16 protein-coding genes and 1 pseudogene are annotated in these 25116 nt (G+C 41.5%); 14 read left to right on the forward strand and 3 right to left on the reverse strand.

What is annotated here, in order from left to right:
• Nucleotides 1-9 precede the first annotated feature (9 nt).
• From KQP79_RS10910 to xerD, 3 genes are all read right to left on the reverse strand, one after another.
• The gene (locus tag KQP79_RS10910) at nucleotides 10-1080 is read right to left on the reverse strand and encodes a TlpA disulfide reductase family protein (protein ID WP_004311167.1); all 1071 of its coding nucleotides are present in this window, start codon (nucleotides 1078-1080) and stop codon (nucleotides 10-12) included.
• 112 nt (nucleotides 1081-1192) lie between these two features.
• On the reverse strand, nucleotides 1193-2887 hold the full coding sequence (locus KQP79_RS10915; RefSeq protein WP_008642433.1) for a tetratricopeptide repeat protein: 1695 nt from the start codon (nucleotides 2885-2887) through the stop codon (nucleotides 1193-1195).
• A gap of 135 nt (nucleotides 2888-3022) precedes the next feature.
• Nucleotides 3023-3982, reverse strand: coding sequence for a site-specific tyrosine recombinase XerD (xerD, locus tag KQP79_RS10920; protein WP_022199412.1), 960 nt, complete (start codon nucleotides 3980-3982; stop codon nucleotides 3023-3025).
• A gap of 62 nt (nucleotides 3983-4044) precedes the next feature.
• Here xerD and aroQ point away from each other — a divergent pair, with 62 nt between their 5' ends.
• The 14 genes and pseudogenes from aroQ to KQP79_RS10990 all read left to right on the forward strand — a co-directional run bounded on the left by aroQ (nucleotide 4045) and on the right by KQP79_RS10990 (nucleotide 25070).
• Nucleotides 4045-4464: a type II 3-dehydroquinate dehydratase gene (gene aroQ / locus KQP79_RS10925; RefSeq protein WP_004311171.1), complete on the forward strand. Its 420-nt coding sequence runs from the start codon at nucleotides 4045-4047 to the stop codon at nucleotides 4462-4464.
• A 36-nt stretch (nucleotides 4465-4500) separates the two neighbouring features.
• The gene (pyk, locus tag KQP79_RS10930) at nucleotides 4501-5958 is read left to right on the forward strand and encodes a pyruvate kinase (RefSeq protein ID WP_004311172.1); all 1458 of its coding nucleotides are present in this window, start codon (nucleotides 4501-4503) and stop codon (nucleotides 5956-5958) included.
• Nucleotides 5959-5978: 20 nt separating this feature from the next.
• On the forward strand, nucleotides 5979-6635 hold the full coding sequence (locus KQP79_RS10935; protein ID WP_004311173.1) for an O-methyltransferase: 657 nt from the start codon (nucleotides 5979-5981) through the stop codon (nucleotides 6633-6635).
• 15 nt (nucleotides 6636-6650) lie between these two features.
• Nucleotides 6651-6983 (forward strand): 30S ribosome-binding factor RbfA, encoded by a 333-nt coding sequence (gene rbfA / locus KQP79_RS10940; protein WP_004296522.1) that lies wholly within the window; start codon nucleotides 6651-6653, stop codon nucleotides 6981-6983.
• A 17-nt stretch (nucleotides 6984-7000) separates the two neighbouring features.
• Nucleotides 7001-8227, forward strand: coding sequence for an FtsX-like permease family protein (locus KQP79_RS10945; protein ID WP_004311174.1), 1227 nt, complete (start codon nucleotides 7001-7003; stop codon nucleotides 8225-8227).
• 868 nt (nucleotides 8228-9095) lie between these two features.
• A complete protein-coding gene (locus KQP79_RS10950; RefSeq protein ID WP_004311175.1) occupies nucleotides 9096-9647 on the forward strand; it encodes an RNA polymerase sigma factor in 552 nt (183 codons plus the stop codon).
• 161 nt (nucleotides 9648-9808) lie between these two features.
• Complete coding sequence (locus KQP79_RS10955) at nucleotides 9809-10927, forward strand: FecR family protein (RefSeq protein WP_004311176.1); 1119 nt, start codon at nucleotides 9809-9811, stop codon at nucleotides 10925-10927.
• Nucleotides 10928-11089: 162 nt separating this feature from the next.
• Nucleotides 11090-14476 (forward strand): TonB-dependent receptor, encoded by a 3387-nt coding sequence (locus tag KQP79_RS10960; protein WP_032849369.1) that lies wholly within the window; start codon nucleotides 11090-11092, stop codon nucleotides 14474-14476.
• A gap of 12 nt (nucleotides 14477-14488) precedes the next feature.
• The gene (locus tag KQP79_RS10965) at nucleotides 14489-16435 is read left to right on the forward strand and encodes a RagB/SusD family nutrient uptake outer membrane protein (RefSeq protein ID WP_004311178.1); all 1947 of its coding nucleotides are present in this window, start codon (nucleotides 14489-14491) and stop codon (nucleotides 16433-16435) included.
• Nucleotides 16436-16461: 26 nt separating this feature from the next.
• A complete protein-coding gene (locus KQP79_RS10970; protein WP_050428039.1) occupies nucleotides 16462-17763 on the forward strand; it encodes a SusE domain-containing protein in 1302 nt (433 codons plus the stop codon).
• A gap of 72 nt (nucleotides 17764-17835) precedes the next feature.
• Complete coding sequence (locus tag KQP79_RS10975) at nucleotides 17836-19407, forward strand: hypothetical protein (protein WP_004311180.1); 1572 nt, start codon at nucleotides 17836-17838, stop codon at nucleotides 19405-19407.
• A 37-nt stretch (nucleotides 19408-19444) separates the two neighbouring features.
• Nucleotides 19445-20983, forward strand: coding sequence for a DUF4832 domain-containing protein (locus tag KQP79_RS10980; protein WP_369745624.1), 1539 nt, complete (start codon nucleotides 19445-19447; stop codon nucleotides 20981-20983).
• Nucleotides 20984-21064: 81 nt separating this feature from the next.
• Nucleotides 21065-23122: an alpha-galactosidase gene (locus KQP79_RS10985; RefSeq protein WP_004311182.1), complete on the forward strand. Its 2058-nt coding sequence runs from the start codon at nucleotides 21065-21067 to the stop codon at nucleotides 23120-23122.
• 154 nt (nucleotides 23123-23276) lie between these two features.
• Nucleotides 23277-25070: pseudogene (locus KQP79_RS10990) on the forward strand (glycoside hydrolase family 2 protein).
• Nucleotides 25071-25116 lie beyond the last annotated feature (46 nt).

Raw genomic sequence — 25116 nt, forward strand, 5'->3', positions numbered from 1 at the left:
GATTATTGATTATTTTTTCTTCTTATTGTCTTGTTTTTCCTTTTCTTCAGCAGCAGTGACTACTTCCTCAATTTTCTTCTTCAATTGTTCTCCTTTGAGGTTTTTCGCGAGAATCTTACCGTCTGCCGACAGAAGAATGTTGCTGGGAACTTGCTTGATGGCGTATTGTTTGGCTACTTCGGAATTTAGTCCGCCAAAATCACAGACTTGCTCCCAATTGAGCGTATCACGTTTTATAGCATCCTGCCATTCTTGTTTATCCATATCAAGGGAGATACCGAGCATGGCTATATGTTTGTTCTTCTTATATTTCTGATAGATCTCTTTTAACTCGGTATTGCTTTGGTGATTGGAAATGCTATCTCCCCATGAAGCCCAAAAGTTGATTAACAAGTTCTTTTTCTTGAAATCTTCTGATGACCGGGTAATTTTCTCTCCTTTTATGTTAGGAAGGCTGAAAAACGGAGCATATTTGCCTATCTCTGTCTTTTCGGACAAGGAAATGGCTTCATTCAGTTGCTCGATGTATAGCTTGTCTTGCAGTATTCCTGTCATGACTTCAATTAATTTCTTTATCTTGTTGAAATCAGGAGAGTCTTTCTGCACAAAGTATTTATCCAACAGGTAAAGACTGACAAAAGAAGAATGATGTGCCGTGATGAATTCTTCTGCTTTTTGCTCTAAATCTTTCTCGGATGGGGTAGGCAGGCTATTTAGTTCTTTCTGAAAGTTTGTAAACTCTTCATTATATATATTACCATTGATATCCAGATATTCCGGGTGATTGATATCTCCTTTTATTTTGATCTGATTTCCTTTGTCAAGGAAGATTGGATATTCTGTCTGATTGTCAATAAGTAAAAAGGCAGAAGTAATGGTGTCTATTGAAGCTGTATAAGAGAATTTATCGTTCTTCGCGAAAATGGTATCTATCCGGTCGAATGATTCGTCCATTCCATACAGATAAAGCGTATCTGTGCCCAGGCCTTTGATTTCCCCGGTTATGCTAACCTTCTTTGAAGATTTACCACAACTGCATAGACAAATGATTATGAGGATTAAAATGCTACTCTTTTTCATTGCTTTGATTTCTTTTCTGCGAAAGTACGGTTTTTACAGATAAAAAAAAAGAATTGCCCGTCATTTATAATGACAGGCAATTCTTAATATTTAAAATAGAGTGGTAATTCTCTTATTTAATGATGTTCATGAAATCTGCATTTGTGAAGTATTTTGCAAATTCCAAGTCAGTAGCTGCTTTCTTAGCTAATGACGAATCTTTAGCAACTGCGCTCTTTAAGCTGCTTGTTACCATAGAAGAATTGTTAGTTCTAGCACCTAAAACTGCCATCAGGTAGTCAGTGTAAGCATCCGGTCTTGTTACGTTAGCCAATGTGTTTTTAGCTTTGTTGTAGTCCTTAGCAAGGATTTGAGCCAAAGCAGCACTGTTAGTCTTAGAGTCACCGAATGAGTTAACTGCTCTTTCATATTGACCTTGAGCGATGTACAGGTTACCCATAGATTCGCCAAGTTCTTTTGTTCCGGCAGCTTTACCGAAGTATGCTTCTGCAGCAGTTTTGTCACCCTTCATCAAAGAAACCAAACCTAAGTTCATGTTAACTTCAGGAGTAGCATTAACACTGGCAGCTTTCTTGAAGTAAGATTCAGCTTTGTCAATGTTACCAGCCTGGTAAGCTAATTTACCCAAGTTGTTGTAACCACGGTAATCGTTCGGGAATTGTTTGGTAGCTTGAGTATAGATAGCTTCTTGTTTAGCAGGATCGCTAGTCAGTGTAGCAGCATACAGCAATTCTTCTACATTCAGTTCAGAAGGATTAGAAGAAGCCAGTTTAGTGATTTCTTCGTCAGACTTACCGATGATTTCATAGTTCAAAGTCAAACGAGAACGACGCAACTGAGGAAGAATAGTGTTAGCCAATTCTTTGTATACAGCAGAGATGTTTTTGATTTCGCTTTCTCTTTGAGCAGGGTCTTGATACATTGCAATAACGCGGAGGATCAACTCTTTGTCTTGGATGTTAGATTTAGAAACCAGTTCTTGGAAACCTTCCCAGTCCTGTGCAGTATATTTAGCATCGATCGGAGCGTCGATTTTTGCTTTCTTCAGGTCTTTGCTCAACAGCTTGGTTGTGTTGTTTTCGCGGTTTTCAGCAAGAGTAGTATTCAAGCTTACACCACCATCAGGAGAAGCGTATGCAGAAACTTCGATGTTGCTGATCTTCTTGTTAGCAGCTTCGTTTACGTTAGCTACTTCTTTGTTGAATTCTTTAGCAGTCTTCAACTCGCTGGAACGAATGTTAGCTTGTTGGATCAAGAACATGATGTTAGCATCGTGTTTTTCTTTGATAATACGTTGGAAAGCGTCTTCGCCCAATGCAGGGTTGGCGTTACCTAATGTATTGTTTACTAATTCAGAAGTAGAGATTACACCATCAGCAATTTTCACAGCAGGAATAGTAACTACTTTCTTACCGATAGTAGCTTTGAATTCCAGGTACAATTCAGACTTAGCCATTTCCGGAACATAGTCAAAAGAAGTTTTCATAGTGTAGCTACCGCCCATCTTGTAAGAGATAGTCTGGTCGTTACCTTCCACTTTTTCACCTTGGAAAGTAGCTGGTTGGCCTTTAGCTTCGCCGCCATTCCATTTCAAAACCGGAGTAACTTCTACAACCGCTTTCTTGTTGAAATACTTTTCAGGAAATTTACCATTGATGGTCGCAGGAACTTTACCACCTACTGCCTCCAGCACTTGCGGAGTAACAGTGAAGTAATCAGCTGATAATTCACCCATTTTTTTGCTGCAAGAAGAGAATAATGCAACAACCATTGCCATGAGTAAAGGCAAGTACAACTTCTTAGTCATTTTAGGTATAAATTAAATGTTTGTAATTGAAATATCGTCTATTTGCCAACCTCCTTCTGCTCACACAGAAAAAGTAACGCAAAGATATTAATTCTTAATATAATTATATAGATAAGGGGGCGATTTTATCATAATTTAATGAAATAACTCCTCTTTTTCTTTCCGGTACTTGATATTTCGCGGGTGATGCTCAATAATCTCACTACGAAGCATGTTGCGGTCAATGTGTGTATAGATTTCCGTTGTCGCAATAGATTCATGTCCGAGCATGCATTGAATGGCTCGCAAATTGGCTCCACCTTCCAGTAAATGAGTGGCGAAGGAATGCCGGAAAGTGTGCGGACTGATGTTTTTGGTAATGCCTGCTTTTTCCGCTAATTCTTTTATCATGTGAAAGATCATAATCCGGGAAAGGCCTTTGCCTCTCCGTTGGCTGACGAAAACGAAATCCTCATGCCCTTTTTTTACTTCAATTTGGTTACGGTCTGGTATGTAAAGTTTTATTTCATTAATAGCCCGGGGGGAGATTGGTACGAGTCGTTGTTTGCTTCCTTTTCCTTCTACTTTGATAAAGCCTTCATCAAAATAGAGGTCGGATAGTTTAAGGGTGATAAGTTCTGATACCCGAAGTCCGCAGCTGTATAGTGTTTCTAAAATAGCTCTGTTTCGCTGTCCTTCAGCTTTGCTGCGGTCGACGGCGGAGATAATCCGGTCAATGTCCTCCACAGTCAGTACTTCAGGAAGTTTGAAACCTATTTTAGGGCCTTCTAATAGTTCACTGGGGTCTGCTTCCAGATAGTTTTCGAGGATGAGAAAACGGAAAAATGATTTGATTCCTGATAAGATGCGGGCTTGTGAACGGGGATGAATACCGATGTCATGTAATCCGGCCGCAAAACGTTGAAGATCGGACAGGCATACGTCCAATACGTTAATCCCTTCCAATGTCAGAAAGCTCATCAGTTTGTCCAGATCCGTCAGATAGGCATCCAGCGTATTAAGAGATAAGGACTTTTCCAGTTTGAGATACTGCTGATACTTCCTGATTATCAGCTCTTGTTGTTCCTTCTTATGCTTTTTTTCGTTGATTTCCATTTCTTTTTTCTACCTTTGCACATTCTTTCAGATACAAAGGTATAAAAAAACAGGATTGCGCGATGAAGATACAAATTATTAATGGCCCGAATATTAATCTGTTGGGTAAGCGTGAACCTTCCATTTACGGAAGCGTTACATTTGAAGATTACTTGGCTGATCTTCGCAAAAGATACGTTGACGTGGAGATCGACTATTTTCAATCGAACATCGAGGGAGAAATGATAGACTGCATACAGCAGGTGGGATTTGATGTGGATGGTATAATCTTGAATGCAGGTGCGTATACACATACTTCCATAGCTTTGCAGGATGCTATTCGTTCTGTGACATCTCCGGTGATTGAGGTGCATATTTCCAATGTGCATAGTCGCGAGTCTTTCCGGCACGTATCGATGATTGCTTGTGCTTGTAAAGGAGTGATTTGTGGCTTTGGGCTAAATTCGTACCGTTTGGCTTTGGAGGCTTTATTGGATAGATAATAAATAAGGTAATAATATATAATAGGTAGAAAGACTATGTTATTGAAACAGACTAAGATTGTGGCTTCCATCTCGGATAGACGTTGTGATGTGGATTTTATAAAACAGTTGTTTGAAGCTGGGATGAATGTAGTGCGTATGAATACAGCGCATGCTAGCCGTGAAGGTTTTGAAGCTTTGATTGCAAATGTACGTGCTGTGTCCAACCGTATTGCGATTTTGATGGATACAAAAGGTCCGGAAGTTCGTACGACGGCTAATGCAGAGCCGATTCCATATAAAATAGGAGAGAAAGTAAAGATTGTAGGTAATCCGGATTTGGAAACAACTCGTGAATGTATTGCTGTTTCATATCCGAACTTTGTGTCTGACCTGAATATCGGTGGTACGATTCTGATTGATGATGGCGATCTGGAACTGGAAGTTATTGATAAGACGGATGGTTATTTGCTGTGTGAAGTTAAGAACGATGCTACTTTGGGAAGCCGTAAAAGCGTAAATGTCCCGGGTGTTCGCATCAATCTTCCTTCATTAACGGAAAAAGACCGTAACAATATTCTTTATGCTATCGAAAAGGATATTGATTTTATCGCTCACTCTTTCGTGCGCAACCGTCAGGATGTACTTGACATACGTGAAATTCTGGATGCACATAATAGTGATATTAAGATTATTGCTAAGATTGAGAATCAGGAAGGGGTGGATAATATCGATGAAATTCTGGAAGTGGCAGATGGCGTAATGGTTGCCCGTGGTGACTTGGGTATCGAAGTGCCTCAAGAACGTATTCCGGGAATCCAGCGTGTATTGATTCGCAAGTGTATTCTGGCAAAGAAGCCGGTAATCGTTGCTACTCAAATGCTCCATACAATGATAAATAATCCTCGTCCGACTCGTGCGGAAGTGACTGATATTGCCAATGCAATCTACTATCGTACAGATGCTTTGATGTTGAGCGGAGAAACCGCTTATGGTAAGTATCCGGTAGAAGCGGTGAAAACAATGACTAAAGTTGCGGCTCAGGCAGAAAAAGATAAACTGGAAGAAAATGATATCCGTATTCCGTTAGATGAGAATAGTAATGATGTTACGGCGTTCCTTGCTAAACAAGCAGTAAAAGCTACTTCTAAGCTAAAAATACGTGCTATTATCACTGATAGTTATAGCGGACGCACTGCTCGTAACCTGGCTGCTTTCCGTGGAAAGTATCCAGTGCTGGCTATCTGCTATAAAGAAAAGACAATGCGTCATTTGGCTTTGTCTTATGGTGTGGAAGCTATCTATATGCCGGAATTGGCTAACGGACAGCAATATTACTTTGCGGCATTGCGCCGTCTGTTGAAAGAAGGCCGTTTGCAGCCTTCCGATATGGTAGGATATTTGAGTAGTGGTAAGGCAGGAACAAAGACCTCATTCCTCGAAATTAATGTAGTGGAAGATGCTTTGAAGCATGCAGAGGAGACTGTATTACCTAACAACAACCGTTATCTTTAATTTTTAAAGAGGTAAGTTTTATGCAGGAAACCGAATCGATAGACGAATATATTTTGCAGCATATTGATCCCGAGAGCGATTACTTGAAATCGCTCTATCGGGATACGCATGTAAAGCTCCTTCGTCCTCGTATGGCTTCCGGGCATTTGCAGGGACGGATGCTGAAGATGTTTGTAGAAATGATTCAGCCTCGTCAGATATTGGAAATCGGAACGTATAGCGGCTATTCTGCCCTTTGTTTGGCGGAAGGTCTGCCGGAAGGTGGACTGTTGCATACGTTTGAGATCAATGATGAACAAGAGGACTTTACCCGTCCATGGTTGGAGAAATCACCGTTTGCCGATAAAATTCGTTTTTATATAGGTGATGCTTTAGAACTTGTTCCGCGTTTAGGTGTTACTTTTGATATGGCTTTTATTGATGGCGATAAACGTAAGTATATTGAATACTACGAGATGACATTGGCGTATCTTTCCGAAGGCGGATATATCATTGCTGATAATACTTTGTGGGACGGACATGTGCTTGAACAGCCTCGTAATACGGACGCTCAAACAATTGGTATTAAAGCCTTTAATGATTTGGTAGCACAAGATGTGCGAGTGGAAAAAGTAATACTTCCTTTGCGTGACGGATTAACGATCATAAGGAAGAAAATAGTAAGTAGTAAATCGTAAAACAGTAAATAACTTATGGAAACAACCAGACAGAATAAGATATCTCGCCTGTTGCAGAAAGAGCTAAGTGAGATATTCCTGCTTCAAACAAAGTCCATGCCGGGTACATTGGTCTCTGTTAGCGCAGTTCGCATTAGTCCTGATATGAGTATTGCCCGTGTCTACCTCAGTGTTTTCCCTTCAGAGAAAGCAGAAGAGATGGTGAAGAATATCAATAACAATATGAAATCCATTCGTTATGAGCTTGGGACTCGTGTACGTCACCAGCTACGTATCATTCCTGAACTGAAATTCTTCGTGGATGATTCATTGGATTATATTGAGAAAATAGATTCATTGCTGAAGTGAAATAACTCATTGCAGAGGTGAACTTCCCTTTTTATATAGCCAGGCGTTATCTTTTTTCAAAGAAAAAGCATAATGCTATTAATATCATATCCGGCATTTCCGTATGTGGGGTGGCTCTTGCTACGCTTGCTTTGGTTTGCACTCTTTCTGTTTTTAATGGTTTTCAGGATATGGTGGCCAGCTTTTTTACGGCTTTTGATCCGCAGTTGAAAATTACGGTCCGTGAAGGAAAGGTTTTTGATGCACAAGATGAACGGATTCGTGCCGTTTGTGCGCTTCCTGAAGTGGAGGTGTTTACAGAGACGCTCGAAGAGAATGCAATGGTGCAATACAAGGACCGTCAGGCTATGGTTGTACTAAAAGGGGTGGAAGATAATTTTGAAGAGTTGACGGCCATAGACAGCATACTTTATGGCGCGGGAGAATTCGTTCTTCATGATTCGATCGTGAATTATGGCGTCATGGGAGTGGAATTGGTTGCGACCTTGGGAACTGGTTTGGAGTTTGTCGATCCTCTTCAGGTATATCTTCCCAAGCGAAATGTCAAAGTGAACATGGCAAATCCCGGCGCTTCTTTTAACCGTGATTATCTGTATTCTCCAGGTGTCGTATTTGTGGTGAATCAGCAAGAATATGATGGAAAATATATTCTGACTTCTCTCGATTTTCTTCGTCAGCTTCTGGATTATACAACAGAAGTCTCTGCGATGGAATTGAAATTGAAACCTAATGTAAATACTTCATCGGTACAATCTAAAATAGAAAACATACTAGGTGATGATTTTGTTGTTCAGAATCGTTATCAGCAACAGGCAGATGTTTTCCGTATTATGGAGATAGAGAAACTAATCTCTTATTTGTTCCTCACTTTTATTTTAATGATAGCCTGTTTTAATGTGATAGGCTCTCTTTCTATGTTGATCTTGGATAAGAAGGATGATGTAGTAACTTTGCGGAGTCTTGGAGCTAGTGATAAACTCATCTCCCGAATATTCCTCTTTGAAGGACGTCTCATTTCTCTTTTTGGCGCTATCTCCGGTATTGCCCTGGGCTTAATCCTATGTTTTATCCAACAGAAATTTGGTATAATTTCATTGGGAGGCGGTGGTGGTACTTTTGTTGTAGACGCCTATCCTGTCAGCGTTCATGCTTGGGATGTGGTACTTATTTTTATCACCGTTTTGGCAGTCGGATTCCTTTCTGTGTGGTATCCTGTACGTTATTTAAGTAAGAGGCTTTTATAAATCAATATTTGGGTCTTTCAAAAGTCCCGATGCTTTCTGATTGCTAAAAGCATCACTTTAAGTGACCATACAGGAAATGTTGAGAACATACCCTTCACTCTTCACCTTTTCTTCGAAATCCTTTATTCATCAGCGATAGCGGGTGAAGGGGCACTCCTTCACCTCGTATTTAATTAGAAAAATGAATTGTACCGGATGCAAATGCATGAATGATGATTGAGTCATTCTTTTATGTAATTTAGTAATAGCTTACATGTAGTCTATTACTGGATAAGTTGCTTTTGCTCCTATGCAAACTTCTTTTGGTCTAGGAGTAAAGTTGTTTTTCAATGGATGCAAACTATAAATGCAAGTTTTGTTTTTATAAATGAAACTTGCGTTTATAAAAACAAAGCTTGCATTTATATGATCAGAATTTGCGTTTATAGTTTCCGTACTATCGGAAATAACTTTACTATTAGACGAAAGTAACTTTACTCCTAATGAAACAGAACTTATCTATTAATAGATTGGAGATGAAGTAGTGGGTTACAATGACTAGTCAACTAAATTGAAAAAGAACCACTAGAGTAAGGACGATACAGCATTCAGAGAGAAAAATTCGGTGAAAAGAAGAGCCTTCACCCGCTACCATCGATGAATAAAGGGTTTCGACGAAAAGGTGAAAGGTGAACCCCATGTTTGAAAACTTATTGCGTGAGGCGTAAAAGAATCTGTCTCTGATGGCACGTCCTACCAAGTTACTTTTTAATCTTTCGTAATTGATAACTTTTAATTCGTTTTTGTGGTTTTTTATTTTTATAATTGCTAATATACTACTATATTTGGCACAATTTTGTTAATTAGAAATAATCTGTAAAACACTTCCGTGAAACCTGAAAGTAATGACATAGACAGAATTATAAACAGTGATGAAGCGGCTTTTTGCCGTTTTATGGAACGTTATTCTTCACGTCTATATCATTATGTTTTTGCTTTGATTGGTCAAAAGGAACCGGCTGAAGAGGTTGTAAGTGATGTTTTCTATGAGGTTTGGAAAAACAGAAAAACCTTGGGTGGTATAGAAAATATGAATGCCTGGATACAGACGATTACTTATCGGAAAGCTATTTCTTATTTGAGGAAGGAAACGGGAAAAACTGAATTATCGCTTGACGGTATAGGGGATTTTATATTTGCTCCTATCCAGTCACCTGACGAGGCGATGATTAGTAAAGAGGAGATGGAGAAAATAAACAATGCTATCCAACAGCTACCACCTAAATGTAAACATGTCTTTTTCTTGGCGAAGATAGAAGGGTTACCTTATAAAGAGATTGCAGACATATTAAATATATCTGTGAAGACTATCAATAATCATATTGCTTTTGCTTTAGAAGAAATTGCTAAAAATCTGAATCTGGTTTTGCGTAAGAAATGATAGAAGGTATACTGTTAATTGTCTGTATTTTAATGGCTTAATTGTTTAAAAGAGCTTCTTGCTATTTTTACTTTTCGAGAAAAATAAAAAAAGTTCATTTTTAACTAGGAGATTTTTTTTAATGTTGCGTCTTTATTTATAAAACAACATTAAAGAAGATTATGGACTTAAAAGGATACCATTGCCTTGCTGATTTATTTGGTAAACTGAATTCTCAAGAAAAGCTTGAGGATGATTTTACTACTATACCTGAAGGCGGGAAACTGAAATTCTTTTGGGAAAAATGCGGGCATGAAAAGATTGATGCTTCTTCTATAATAGAGCGAACCAAACAAAAGATCCGGAGAGATGTAATGAGGCGTCGAAGAAATTATTTCTTAGTAGCTTCTGCTTCTGTCGCAGCTTCTATTTTAATTTGTATTTCAACCATCCACTTCTTAACTCATAGTGAAAACACTAATTTAGATTTTCAGGCTATTGCCGAACAGATGGACAGCCAGTCTGTTGAAGAAGTGACTCTTATCACTGCTAAAGAACAGCTCAATTTGGATGAGGATGCTTTTGTTACCTATTCAAAAGAAGGAAAGGTTACTGTTAATTCTAAAGTAATAAGAGAAAAAGAGGAAAAGAAAGTAAAGGCCGAACCGGAATATAACCAGTTACTTGTTCCTGCAGGGAAAAGAGTGCGGGTTGAACTGTCTGACGGAACCCGATTGGTTGTCAACTCTCAATCAAAGGTGATTTATCCTTGTCGTTTTAATGGAGATATTCGTAAAATATATGCCCAGGGAGAGGTGTTTCTGGAAGTTGCTCATGATAAGCAACACCCTTTCATTGTAGAATCTGAAGATTTCAAATTACGGGTATTAGGTACGAAGTTTAATATTTCAAACTACAAGGGGAGGGCAACTAATATTGTATTGGTGGAAGGTTCTGTTGAGGTGACCGATAGGAATGAGAGAAAAGCGCAACTGGTACCTAGTGATTTGCTGAATATAGCCAATGGCGCAATTGCCTATCAGAAGCAAGTGGACGTAGCCGAATATATTAGCTGGGTGGATGGTGTCATGTTGTTAAATGGTAATGATTTATCTCATATCATTCAGAAGTTGAGTATTTATTATGGCATTCCTATTCAATGCGATCCGATGGTAGGTAAAGAAAAGGTTTATGGAAAACTGGATTTGAAAGATGATATTGATGAGGTGATTGAATGTATCCGGCAGACAATCCCTATTGAAGTAGAAAAAAGTGATACTAGTATATACTTGAGTAAATAATGACAATTTAATTAATCTTATAAAACCAATATAGCCTATGAGAAACAGATAATACTATTCATGATACACAAAAAAATCGGATAAATATTGGCGTATTTACCCGATATTAATTCCTTCGTTAAATCAATAAATCCAAAATTGTTAACCTAAAAAGAAATTTTTATGGTAAAGAAAAGTATTTTTTTACACTTAAAGAAAAGACTTAAGCTTTTTTGCATTATAAACGTCTTTTTTATGATTCCATTTTCTTCATTCGGTGCTAATTCTATTAGTTGGAATTCCGAAGAAGATCTATTCTCAGTACAGTATGAGAATGCTACAGTTAAAGATATCTTAGATTATATCGAGAAACATAGTAAGTACATATTTATTTATTCAGAGAATGTGAAAAAGAATCTGAATAACAAAGTCTCCATTTCAGTTTCCAATAAGAAAATAGATGCTGTATTAAATGAGCTGTTCTCAAAAACGGGGTTGAATTATAAAATGTCGGGAAGACAGATTACGATTTCAGTGCCGGAACAGGCTCCTGCGATAAAGCAAGTTCGAGGTTTTAAGATTGTGGGTAACGTTACCGATGAGAAGGGTGAACCTTTGATTGGTGTTTCAATCTTTATGAAAAAAGACTCTACGGTGAATGCGATAACAGATATGAATGGTGCATATAGCATTGCTGTGCCGGATAAATATGCTGAACTTTCCTTCCGCTATATCGGCTTTGTCCCGAAAGATGAAAAGGTCAATAATCGTAGAGTACTGAATGTGATAATGGTAGAAGATGTTGGTCAGTTAGATGAAGTTGTTGTTGTGGCTTATGGCGCACAAAAGAAAGAGTCTGTAGTGGGTTCTATCACAACTGTTGAACCGGCAAAATTGAATGTTTCTACTTCCCGTTCATTGAGTAACAATTTGGCTGGCACAGTGACAGGTGTGATTGGTGTGCAGCGTTCCGGAGAACCGGGATACGATAACTCTTCGTTTTGGATCCGTGGTATCAGTACCTTTCAGGATGTGGGTAAAGACCCATTGGTGCTGGTAGATGGTATTGAACGTAGCCTGAATAATATTGATGTAGAAGAAATCGAGTCGTTCTCCGTATTGAAAGATGCGGCTGCCAGTGCAGTGTATGGTGTACGTGGTGCGAATGGTGTGATTTTGATTAATACCAAGCGCGGACATGTGGGTAAGCCTCGGGTAGTGGTGAAATCGGAATTTGCGTTCACGCAACCGATAAAACTTCCCAGCTATATCGGGGCTGCCGATTATATGCAGTTGCTGGATGATGTATTGGATGATACCGGACAGTCTCCGATGTATGCCGACCGGATTGCCAAAACACGTGCGGGATATGACCCCGATTTGTATCCTGATGTAAACTGGATTGATGCTATTTCTAGAGACCATGCTGCCAACCAACGTATTACAGTAGATGTATCCGGTGGTTCGGAAAATTTGCGTTATTCGTTTGTGGCTGCGGTTTACAACGAACGTGGCATTCTTACACGCGACAAGAGCCTGGATTGGGATCCTACTATCAAATTGCAACGTTACAATGTACGTTCCAATGTTGACTTGAAACTCTCTCCCACCACTCAAGTTCGTTTTAATATCGGGGGATATCTTCAGGATCGTAACTCTTCACCTGAAAGTACGGACCAAATTTTCAGCCGTGCGTTCCGTTTCACTCCCTTCATGTTTCCCATCCGCTATTCATCCGGTGAGATTCCTGCTTGGCAGGAAGAGGGTAATCCTTGGGCAATGGCTACTCAGAGCGGTTTCGCCCGTTCCACTGCCAGTAAGATTGAGACGCTGTTTTCTCTGGAGCAAGACCTGAAATTTTTGACTCCCGGTTTGAAAATAAAAGGAACTTTCTCATTTGACCGTTATTCTACCGGCAAAGTGACTCGTTCCAAGAAAATAGAATATTGGAATGCCGCTAGCGGCAGAAACGAAGAGGGCGAATTGATTCTGGCCCAAAAACAACAAGGTGGTAACTTCTTGGGTACTTCCAAATCGGCAGAATATGGTGACAAGAGTATCTATATGGAAGCCAGCCTGAATTATGACCGTACCTTTGCTGACAAACATGCCGTATCTGCCATGCTACTCTTCAACCGTCGCCATTACGATAAGGGGGAATCGCTGCCTTACCGTAATCAGGGATTGGCCGGACGTGCTTCATATACCTACAGTGGAAAGTATGTAGCCGAATTCAATTTTGGGTACAACGGTACTGAAAACTTCGCCAAAGGAAAACGCTATGGTTTCTTTCCGTCGGCTGCTGTTGGCTGGATTGTTTCGGAAGAACCTTTCATGCAGCCTTTTCGCAACACGATTTCTAAATTGAAGTTGCGTGCTTCCTACGGACAGGTAGGTAATGCTAATCTGAAAGGACGTCGTTTCGCCTATATATCCACTATCCTTGATCAATGGAATGATGTGCCTGACTTATACCGTTGGGGGTTGGACGGAGATTATGGACGTAATAACATGGTAGAGGGCGACTTCGGTATTCCTGACTTGACTTGGGAAATTGTAAACAAAGCCAACGTTGGCTTGGAACTGGGTCTGTTCAATGGTATGGTAGACCTTCAGGTAGATTTTTTCGACGAACGCCGTAACAACATCCTTGTAGAGTTGAACTCTATTCCTGCTACCTCCGGTTTCTATAGGAACCCATGGGGCAACCGTGGTAAAGTGAAGAATCAGGGAGCGGAAGTAACGTTGAATGTCAACAAGCAAATCGGCAAAGATTTCTTTATCGGTCTGATGGGTAGCTTCACTTATGCCCATAATGAAATCATCGACAAAGATGAACCTTTGGGAACCATTGGAACAACTCGTGCTGAAACCGGTCATCCGGTAGGGCAGATTTTCGGCTATGTCCACGACCGTTTGTTTACAGAAGATGATTTTAAAGATGTGGAGAACGGAGTTTTGAAAGATGGTGTTCCGAAACAAACTTTTACAGCAAAAGTTCGCCCGGGTGATATCAAGTATGTGGATCTGGACAAGAACGGATTTATCGATACTTATGACCAAATGGCTATCGGAGGTACCGAGAATCCGGAGATAGTTTACGGATTCGGAGTGAATTTACGCTGGAAAGAGCTTGACTTTGGAGCAATGTTTCAGGGTATTGGACGTACTTGGCGTATCCTTTCTTCAAATATTATGCCGGCATCCAATAAAGGCTCCATGTATAATATCTTTGATAACTATCAAGACCGTTGGACGGTGGATAACCAAAGCCAGGATGTATTCTATCCGCGTGCCGATTACGGACCGAATGCCAATAATAGCCAGAAGTCTACCTGGTGGTTGCGTAATATGAGTTTCCTGCGTCTGAAAAATTTAGAATTAGGATACTCCTGTCCGAAGAAATGGTTGCAGGGGTTTGTGATTTCCAATGCCCGTGTTTTCGTGCGTGGAACGAACCTGCTAACCTTCTCCAAGTTCAATCTGTGGGATCCGGAGCTGGCAACCGGTGACGGTGCTAAATATCCGGCTATGAAATCAGTATCAGTAGGTTTTGACATTACTTTCTAAAATAAATATGATATGAAAAACAGAATTATTACATATATATTATTGGGCGTTTTGGGTGTATTGCCTTTAACTTCATGCTCTGATTATCTGGACAAAATGCCGGATGACCAGCTGACATTGGAGAATGTATTTTCCAACAGGGGCAATCTGGAACGTTGGCTTTCCTATCTCTATTCTGTAATGCCGGAGTTTTATATTTATGACGGTCCGGACGCCATTGGTGACGAACTTGCACCTTCTGTAGGGTGGGAGTCACAGGGATTTAAGGCGATTCAGTATCAGAATGGAAACTGGACGCCTATCAGTCCGGGAGTAGTGACTTATTGGGATAAGTATCCAAAGGCAATTCGTCAAGCATACACTTTGATTAAATATGCGCATCCTTTGTCCGATGTATCTGAAAAGGAGATTAATTATATGAAAGCGGAGTGTCGTTTTTTCATTGCTTACTACCACGCTATGATGGCGATGACGTACGGAGCAGTTCCTATTATTCGGGAAGCGGCTGTAGAACTATCGGGGGAATCTTTATTACTGAAACAAGAACCTTTTGATGTTGTTGTAGACTGGGCGGCTAACGAGTTGTTGGAAGCTTCCCGACAGTTACCCGCTTCTTATGACGAAGCCAATAAATACGGTCGTATCACTTCACTGATTTGTCTTGCTATGCGTGCCCGTTTGCTGACGTTTGCTGCCAGTGATTTGGTGAATCCTAGTCCTGGGAAAGATATGGATCCTGAAATGCAGGCTATGACTAATGTAGATGGAGTGAAAATCTTTAATTCCACTTTCAATGAAAATCATTGGAAACGGGCAAAAGACGCCAATAAACTGCTGATTGAAGAAGCCGAGAAAGCGGGACACGCTTTATATAAGGAATATTTGTCTGATGGAGTAACTATTGATCCGTTCCTTTCTTATCAGAACATGATGATGCTTCGTTATAAGGAAGGCAATACGGAAATTATTTTCCCGCGTACTAAGGATAATGCAGGTTGGTTTGACGACCAAGCTCTTCCTCGTGGTGCTGGTGGGTCTGGTTCGCTAGGTGTTACTCAGTTGCTGGTGGACGATTTCTTTATGAAAGACGGTAAAATGCCTATCTTAGGATACAACAATAGTGGTGAAACACAAACAGCCATTGTTGATTTGGAGTCCGGATATAGTGAAACAGGTTATTCTACAGAAGATGATGTGCGTGCTACTAATTGGCATTATGCCGTAGCCGGTTCCAAAGCTAGTGGAGACCGTCATGTCGTTGCTCCAAAGAATACGTTCAATATGTATTGTAATCGTGAACCTCGTTTCTATATTTCGGTGGTCTACAACGAACAGTACCATTGGGGGAAAGGGAAAGCGACCAACTTCTTTTTTAATGGTGAAGATGGGCAGCCGTCGCACGATAACCCGTCAGCCGGTTACCTGATTCGGAAGCATGTTGATCCTACTTTCGTTCATTCAACGAATACCGGTAGCTATAAGTCGCGTCAAGGTATTCTTTATCGCCTTGCTGAAGCCTATCTGAGCTATGCAGAATCAGCACTCGAGTATAGTATTGCTAAAGGTACTTATGATGCCGACAAGACAGATATTGTGAAATACATTGATAAAATTCGTGAAAGAGCCGGCATTCCGCAATATGCAGCAGGAGAAAAAAAGCTCGGAATTCCTACCGACCCGGAAGAGATGCGTAAACTGATTCGTCGTGAGAGAAGAGTTGAGATGAACTGCGAAGGTGGTTTGCGCTGGTTCGACCTGCGTCGCTGGAAAGAGGCGGAGAATGTGCTGAATGGTAACTTCTATGGTATGAACATGCTGGCTGAAAAGGGGAATAGAGATGAGTTTTATAAACGTGTGCGTTATCAAACTCGTAAGTTCAAAAGTTATTGGTGGCCGATACCTCAGGATGAGATAGACAAGAATCCGAACTTGAAACAGATGCCGGGTTGGATGAATTGATTAACACTATAAAATCAATAAGAAATATGAGAAACAAACTATTTTATGCATATCTGCCATTGGTAGTACTGTTTATCCTTGGCGGATGTAAAGATGATAAAGAAGCTGATTTGACATGGCTCACCAACCCCGGTGAGAAGATGGAACTGACTGTTTCGGCTACCGATATAGAATTAGATAGGGACAGACCGAATGAAGTGGCGGTGAGTTTTGAGTGGACACCGGCTCGTGAGATGCCCGAAGACTATGCTATCTCTTATGTGACTAAAATAGATATTGAAGGACACGAGTTTGAAAGCTGTGTACGTGTTGATGAGGACTATGGAGTATTTAATAAGAGTTATACCACTGAAGAGCTGCAAATGTTGCTGGTGGATAAGTGGGGACAGAACTACTCCAAAGTGGTGCCCGTGCAGTTTCGTGTCATTGCAAAATGGGAGGGTGGTCCCCGTTATGCTATGCCCGAAGTGCGTACTGTTACTGTAAATGTGCGTCCTTACCGTCCATTGGTATGGGAAGCCAATCGCATTGTTCTTTCCGGAACTTCTACCGACAATGATAAGCTGGTAATGAGCAAAACCATGGAGAATGAGTTCCAATATGCGTTTGTACAAGATTTAGTGCAGGGTGAGATGGGGATTGCTTTGGAAACAGAACAGGGTGAATCTTATATCCAACTGGCAGAAGGCGTTAACAACTGGGTAGACGGTGAAGAGGTAGATGTTGTATTGGGAGATGAGCCTGCGATGCTGAATTTGCCTAAAGACGGAGAATATCGTGTAATATTGAACACGGAAACCCGGAAACTGAAAATTTACTCACCGGATAAGAAGCTGGAACCATATAAGGCGCATTTTAAGGATAAACTTAATGGATGGCATGATGTAGATGTTACCAACCTTTGGGCATATGGCGACATTACCAAGTGGGGGAATGATCTGAAGGGCGGCGGCTTCAAGCCGAGTTTGGTCGATCCGCAACTGCTTGTCGGCAAGATTTCATGGACTTCCGCTTGGGGAGGCGGTTCGGATAAGAAAGAAAACGGTAAGTTTGTTCTTGATGTTCCGCATTTCGAAGGCGGTTATCCCGGTGGTCCCCATTTCTCATGGTGTCTTGTTCCTGTAATTCCTGACGATATACTTGCGCTGGACAAGAGTGATAGCCGATGGAAATACAAGCAAGAGTTGAAACTGAACACCTGGACACCTATCCATGCGGAAAGCGAAGCTCGTGAACAGTATCGTGAAGCTATGTTCACATGGTACATGAGACCGTTGCTCACCATCGTCGACTTAAGAAATATGCGGATATACATGAGCGAATATTAAAGTCATTTACTGAAGAGGGTGTGCCTGCCCTGTTTTTAGGGCGGCATATCCTTCTTTTTAAAGAATAATTATATGAGAATGAACTGGAAACGAATAATGATGCCTTTGGGAGTGTTGCTCTTCGGGGCTATGGTAGCAATTGCCTGCTCGGATAGTGAAAGTGAAACGGGAAATACCGGTGATGGGGATTTGCCTGCCGAGAATGTAACGGTGCGGATTAACCCTAATAAGACACGTGTTCTTCGGAATCCTCTGAATGGCTGGGTACTGTATCTGGCGCGTGAGAAAAACGAGACATTTTGGGAAGAAAGAGGCTATGACCACATGTATGTACCCGATCTGGCAAAATACGTAAAAGTCTCCGATTACGCTTCTTCCTGCTACTTGCGTACGAATTGGAAGACATTGGAGCCCCAAAAGGGAAAATATGCTTGGGATGACCCTAGCTCCGATATCTCACGTATCATTAAAAGTGTACATGATAGAGGATTACGTATCGCCTTGCGTGTACTGGTGGATGGGCGCGACCAAAAACAGAATACTCCTGAGTTCGTATTCGATGAAGGCTGTAAATGGTATAATACAGCAAACAATAAGTGTCCTTATCCTGATGACCAAGTGTTCCAAAAGCACTATGGAGAGTTTATCGAGGCTTTTGCCCGCCAATACAATGACCCCGATAAGGTAGATTTTATTGACGGTTACGGATTGGGTAAATGGGGAGAGTCGCACGCTATGATTTATGCTAACGATGGAAATAAGTTTCAGGTAATGGAGTGGATTACAGCGTTGTATGCACGTCATTTCACGAAAGTGCCTCTGGTGATCAACTATCACCGTATGTTGGGCGATACTTATCAGGATTCTTGGCAGGAAACAGTGCCGCCTGATGCGGAGCCGTTGCTGAACATAGCCCTCAATAACGGATACATCCTGCGTCACGACGCTTTTGGTATGAGTGGCTATTATAAAGATTGGGAGAAAAATATTGCCTTGAAATACAGATATAAGCTTCCTATCATTATGGAAGGTGGATGGGTGACCGACACGCACCGTTATTGGTATTTCGATGATGCTTATCGTTATCGGGAAGGTCATCCCGAAGATGTCCGCAAGGGAGAGTTTGAAGATTCCATGCTGGCATGTGTCAATACGATGGACTTCCGTTTGGGTGAAACGGAATCATGGTTTGAAAAAACGTTCTCTTATGTACAGCGTTTTATAGCGGAAGGCGGTTACCGTCTCTATCCGGACATGGTTTCTTTGCCTGTTTCGGCAAATGGTGGTCAGGATGTTACTGTTGTTCACCGCTGGCGCAATATGGGTTGGGGATATTGTCCTACTAATATCAGAACTTGGAATCAGAAATATAAAGTGGCTTTTGCATTGCTGAATGATAATAATGAAGTGAAAAAGATATTTGTGGACGAGCAAACCGACCTGTCGACTTGGCTGAAGGAAGCCCCGACTACTTATACCACCAAGTTGAATCTGAAAGGCGTTTCTGTTGGTGCCTATTCATGGGCGGTAGGTTTGGTGGACGTTACCAAAGACAATGAAATCGGACTCGAAATGGCCGTGAACAAGGATGCCAACCTACTGGATTCCGGTTGGTTGAAATTACAGACACTTACGGTAAAATAAGTAAATACGTATAATGAGTTGTATGATTAAAGGTAAAATGAGATCAGGACTTTTGATGCCTATATTTTTAGGGTCGTTTGCGCTTCAAGCCGCTGCCATAAGCGGCGGGTCGGATGCCGGAACCTTGAAACAGAACTTGGCACGGGATAACAAGATAATAAGAATAGAACCAGACAGGCAGCGCTTGTTGCGTAACCCACAAACCGGCTGGGTGCTTTATGCCACCCCCGGTGTGAAGGAAGATTTCTGGGAGAAGTGTGACAATATGCAGGTACCCGGTGTGGGAACGGTAAAGGTGTCCGATTATGCCCATACTCTTTATATCCGTACCAGTTGGAGGAAGTTGAATCCTGAAGAAAACGTTTATGGCTGGAATACGGATCCCATGCTGAAAATGCTGATTGAGGGAGCACGTGCAAGAAAAATGCGTCTTGCTTTCCGGGTGGTGGTCGACAGCCGTGATAAAGGCTATGACTTTACGCCCGACTTTGTGCGGGAGGCTGGTACGAAGGGCTTCGTGTGGAGAGGAAGATGGTCACCTTATCCTGATGACCCTATTTTTCAAAAGTATTATGAAAAATTCGTTTGGGCTTTAGCCAAAGACTTTGGCAATCCTGACGAGGTGGACTTTATCGACGGAACAGGTCTGGGAAAGTGGGGCGAGTATCACACTACGCTTTATTCTACGGGAGATGAAAAGCCCCGTAAACCTGTACTTGACTGGCTGGCAGACTTGTATCTGAAAGCATTCAGAGACGTTCCGGTTGTCATCAACTATCATCGTTTTGTGGGTGCCGGTAAGGACTGGGACGATAATAAGTATGACCTTGACAGTGAGTTCTTGCTTGATGAAGTAGTTGAAAAAGGATATTCTTTGCGTCATGACGCATTCGGTATGGGGCTGTATTATGGTGAATGGGAACGTGACTTTGCCAAGAAATATTTCGGCGTTCGCCCCATACTGATGGAAGGCGGATGGATTACAGGCAAAATCCACAGCTTTTGGGTGGATCCCCGCAATTATCGGAAGGGACATCCCGAAGATGTGCGTCAGGGAGAATTCGATGATAGTAAAGAGGCGCGTGTCAATATGATGGACTTCCGTGTGGGTGAAACGGAATCGTGGTTTCACAATACATTCCCTCTTGTGCAACGGTTTATTTCGGAAGGCGGCTATCGTCTCTATCCGGATATGATTTCTTTACCTACAGATGTGGCAAAAAATCAGAAACTTCGGATTATACACCGTTGGAATAATCTTGGCTGGGGATATTGCCCCACCAATATTCCGCAATGGAACCAAAAATATAAAGTGGCTTTCGCGCTGATGGACAGTCGGAATAGGGTGCAGAAGGTGTTTGTGGACAAACAGACAGACTTATCCAAATGGATGCAAGGCATCCCTGCAGTTTACACTTTTGATTTACGTCTCAAAGGAGTAACTCCGGGGAGTTATTATTGGGCAGTGGGGCTTGTTGATACTACCAAGGATAATGCGATCGGCTTGGAAATGGCTGTGCCGGAGAACATGTTGAATGCCGGATGGGCTAAATTACAGGAAGTAACCGTAAGGTAACAGGCAATCAGCTACTTGATGGGGTTAACGAAAGGTTACAGGATTCGTGTACCTTGAAGAAATAATAATAACTTTTTAACCATGAAAAAACTATTGATAGTATTGGCCTTGGCCTGTACTCTGTCTTCTCTTTATGCACAGAAAACCTGCTATAGTGAGTTGAAGGGAGATACATTAGTGATTGGAAATGAGTGTATTGAACGAAAATTCATTTGGAATGACGGTAATCTTGTCACTTATAGTCTGAGCGATAAGGCAAACCGGAAAACAACTTTCACGGTAAAGCAGGCACCGGACTTCTTTATCTCCAAAGATACCCGGGAAGCTTCCAAAGGAGCTTGTCGGGTAGAAAAGGTGGCTGCGACTGATATTCATCCGGCCTACTTGAAGACGATAGTTACATTCTCTTTGGGAACATTGGATATACAACGGATTTATCGTATATATGACGGTTGTCCGGCCATAGCATGTGACACTTATCTGAAAGGGAGTGTTAACAGCGTTTTTGGCGGACGGGAAGAAAATGCGGCTGACCGGAAAAACATCGAGTTCGTTGAAGACATGAAATCCAAATCCGTTACGGCTATTTTGGATCAATTATATCTTAAAGGGCAGCATTGGCATGCCAAGGCTGTTGAATTTTGGGATGTGACAGATTGGAACAACAATTTGTTGGCAGAGAGGGATGTTATAGCCTATCGTAAAAACAGTTATCGGGGGAATTTGCTCTTTGTTCGAAACGGGGAAGAAGGCACCGGCTTTTTCTTTCTGAAAGAATCCCCTTGTTCCAGTGTCCAGTTAGCCTATAAAGGTGCTGATTTCATCGCAGAATTCGGAAAATTCATGATTACAGGACTGGGAATTACTGAAAAGAATATTCAGGAAGATACATGGACAAGAACATATAGTTGCGTCACAGGGGTATATGGCGATGGTGAATTGCAGGCACTGACAGCGCTCCGCAGTTACCAGAAGAATATTCGTCGTCATTTCCGGAATCGTGATGAAATGGTTATGATGAACACTTGGGGCGACCGTAGTCAGGACACAAAAGTCAATGAGGCATTTTGCCTGCAAGAGTTGGAACGTGCCGCAAAACTGGGAATCACTCATTTTCAAATAGATGATGGATGGCAGGTGGGCAAGAGCCCGAACTCAGCGGTAGCTAAAGGTTCTTTTAAGAATATCTGGGACAATAAGGACTATTGGAAACCGGATCCTGTCAAATATCCCCGCGGATTGGCTCCGATAGTAAAGAAAGGAAAGAAACTGGGCATTGAAATTGGTTTGTGGTTTAATCCGAGTGTGCAGAATGATTTTGTCGACTGGGAGAAAGATGCCGAAACACTGATAGGATTGTATCGTGAATATGGTATCCGTATTTTTAAGATTGACGGATTGACTATTCCTACCAAGAAAGCGGAGATTAATCTCCGGAACTTGTTTGATAAAGTATTGGCGGAAACGGATAATAAAGTCATGTTCAATTTGGATGCGACAGCCAGTCGGCGGGGAGGTTATCATATGTTCAACGAATATGGAAACATCTTTTTAGAGAACCGTTATACGGATTGGCAGAATTACTATCCGTACTGGACGCTTCGCAACCTGTGGATGCTGTCCAAATATGTTCCGGCAGAGAAATTACAAATCGAGTTTCTGAATAAATGGAGAAATACGGAGAAATATGGAGATGATCCGTTTGCCCCGCACCGATATTCTTTTGAATATTTGTTTGCGACCACTATGGCGGGGCAACCATTGGCATGGTTTGAGGCTTCCAACTTGCCGGAAGAAGCATTTGGCATTAGAGACTTAATGGAGAAGTATAAGAAAGTGCAGTATGATTTCCATCAAGGAACTATTTTACCGATTGGTGAAGAGCCTTCGGGGCGCTCGTGGACTGGATTTCAGTCTCTTTGTCATTCAAAAAACGGTTATCTCCTTATTTACAGGGAAGATAATGCACGGGAGGAGACATGGGTGGAAACATGGTTGCCCGAAGGTGCAGAAGTTATGTGTACGCCGATACTGGGGAATGGGAAACTGATGGCAACGACTGTCGGCAGAAAAGGAACAATAAAAGTCTCTCTACCTGAGAAGAATGACTTTATGCTATATCGCTATGAAATAAGATAATTATCCTGTTTACAGGCCATATATATACAGCGTGGTGGGTATATAGATACACCACGCTGGATATATATACTCACCATGCTGGATATATATACTCAGTAACGTGAGCGTAAATCGTTGATAGTTAAGAATATTAATCTTATAAATAGATAATTTAATGCAAATCAGAAAAAAGACAATCGTGTGTATGTTGCTGTTTATCCTTTTTGTAGGGAATGCAGTAGCTCAAAACCTGATAACTAATGTATATGGTCGGGATATCCGTTCTTTAAACGGCAAATGGAATGCTATCATTGACTTGTATGACCAAGGTCGGGGAATGAAGGTATATAGAAATCAAAGTCCTAAAGGAAACACTGATTTCTATGAATATTCTTTTCAAGGAGGATTGCGGCTGAATGTTCCTGGTGACTGGAATTCACAAACGCCGGAGCTTAAATACTATGAAGGCACAGTATGGTATGCACGTCATTTTGATGCAAAGCGTTTGACACATAAACGTCAGTTCCTTTATTTCGGAGCTGTCAGCTATCGTTGCCGTGTTTATTTGAATGGGGCAGAGATCGGAAGTCATGAAGGAGGATTTACTCCCTTCCAGATAGAAGTGACGGACTTGCTGAATGAGGGAGAAAATTTTATTGCCATTGAAGTAAACAACCGTCGTACCAAAGATGCCATACCTGCCATGTCATTTGACTGGTGGAATTATGGCGGTATCACACGTGATGTATTATTGGTCACTACCCCACAAACTTATCTGGAAGACTATTTCATCCAACTGGATAAGGAATCTCCCAACCGGATGATTGCCAAAGTCGCTCTCTCGGACAAAAAGGCAGGTGAGAAGATTACGGTTTCTATCCCTGAACTGAAAACAAGCATTGATATGCTGACTGATGCCGAAGGAAAGGCTGAAACGGTATTCAATATAAAGAAGTTAGAACGTTGGTCGTCGGAGAATCCTAAACTTTATGAAGTAATCGTTTCCTCAGCCAATGATCGTGTAGAAGAACAAATCGGCTTCCGCAATATCACGGTGAAAGGAACGGATATTTATCTGAATGGCAAGCCGACATTTATGTGCAGCATTTCCTTTCATGAAGAAATCCCTCAGCGCATGGGGCGTGCTTTCTCGGAAGCAGATGCGGCGATGCTGCTGAATGAGGCAAAAGCGCTTGGCGTAAATATGATTCGGCTGGCACATTATCCGCAAAACGAATATACGGTGCGACTGGCAGAAAAGATGGGCTTTATCCTTTGGCAGGAGATACCTGTCTGGCAGGGTATTGACTTTACGAACAACAATACCCGTAAGAAAGCGCAAAGGATGTTGTCTGAAATGATAAAGCGTGACCAGAATCGCTGTGCAGTCGGATATTGGGGAATTGCCAATGAAACGCAGCCTTCCAAAGCACGGAATGAATTTCTTACCTCTTTGCTGGAAACAGGCAAACAATTGGATACGACCCGTTTGTATGTGGCTGCTTTCGATTTGGTACGTTTTAATCGTGAGAAGAAACGTTTTGTGATGGAAGATTCATTTACCTCACAACTGGATGTTGTAGCGGTCAACAAATACATGGGTTGGTATCATCCGTGGCCCATCGAGCCGGAAAATGCGGTATGGGAAGTAATACCGGATAAACCGCTGATTATATCGGAGTTTGGCGGTGAGGCATTATACGGGCAGTCGGGAGATGAAAATGTAGCAAGCTCCTGGAGTGAAGAATACCAAGCCCGGCTTTACAGAGACAATATCCGTATGTTCGACAATATACCGAATCTTCGGGGGGTATCTCCATGGATTTTATTTGATTTCCGTTCTCCGTTCCGTTTTCATCCGACCAATCAGGATGGCTGAAATCGTAAGGGATTAGTCTCGGATCAGGGAATACGCAAAAAGGCGTGGTACTTGATGAGGGAGTATTATAAAACAAAGTTTGGTGAGTAGAAATTAATTAGGATGTAATCTTAAATATCCATGAGACAAAATAGCT

Source organism: Bacteroides sp. DH3716P (genome assembly GCF_025914115.1).
GTDB classification, from domain to species: Bacteria; Bacteroidota; Bacteroidia; order Bacteroidales; family Bacteroidaceae; genus Bacteroides; species Bacteroides ovatus.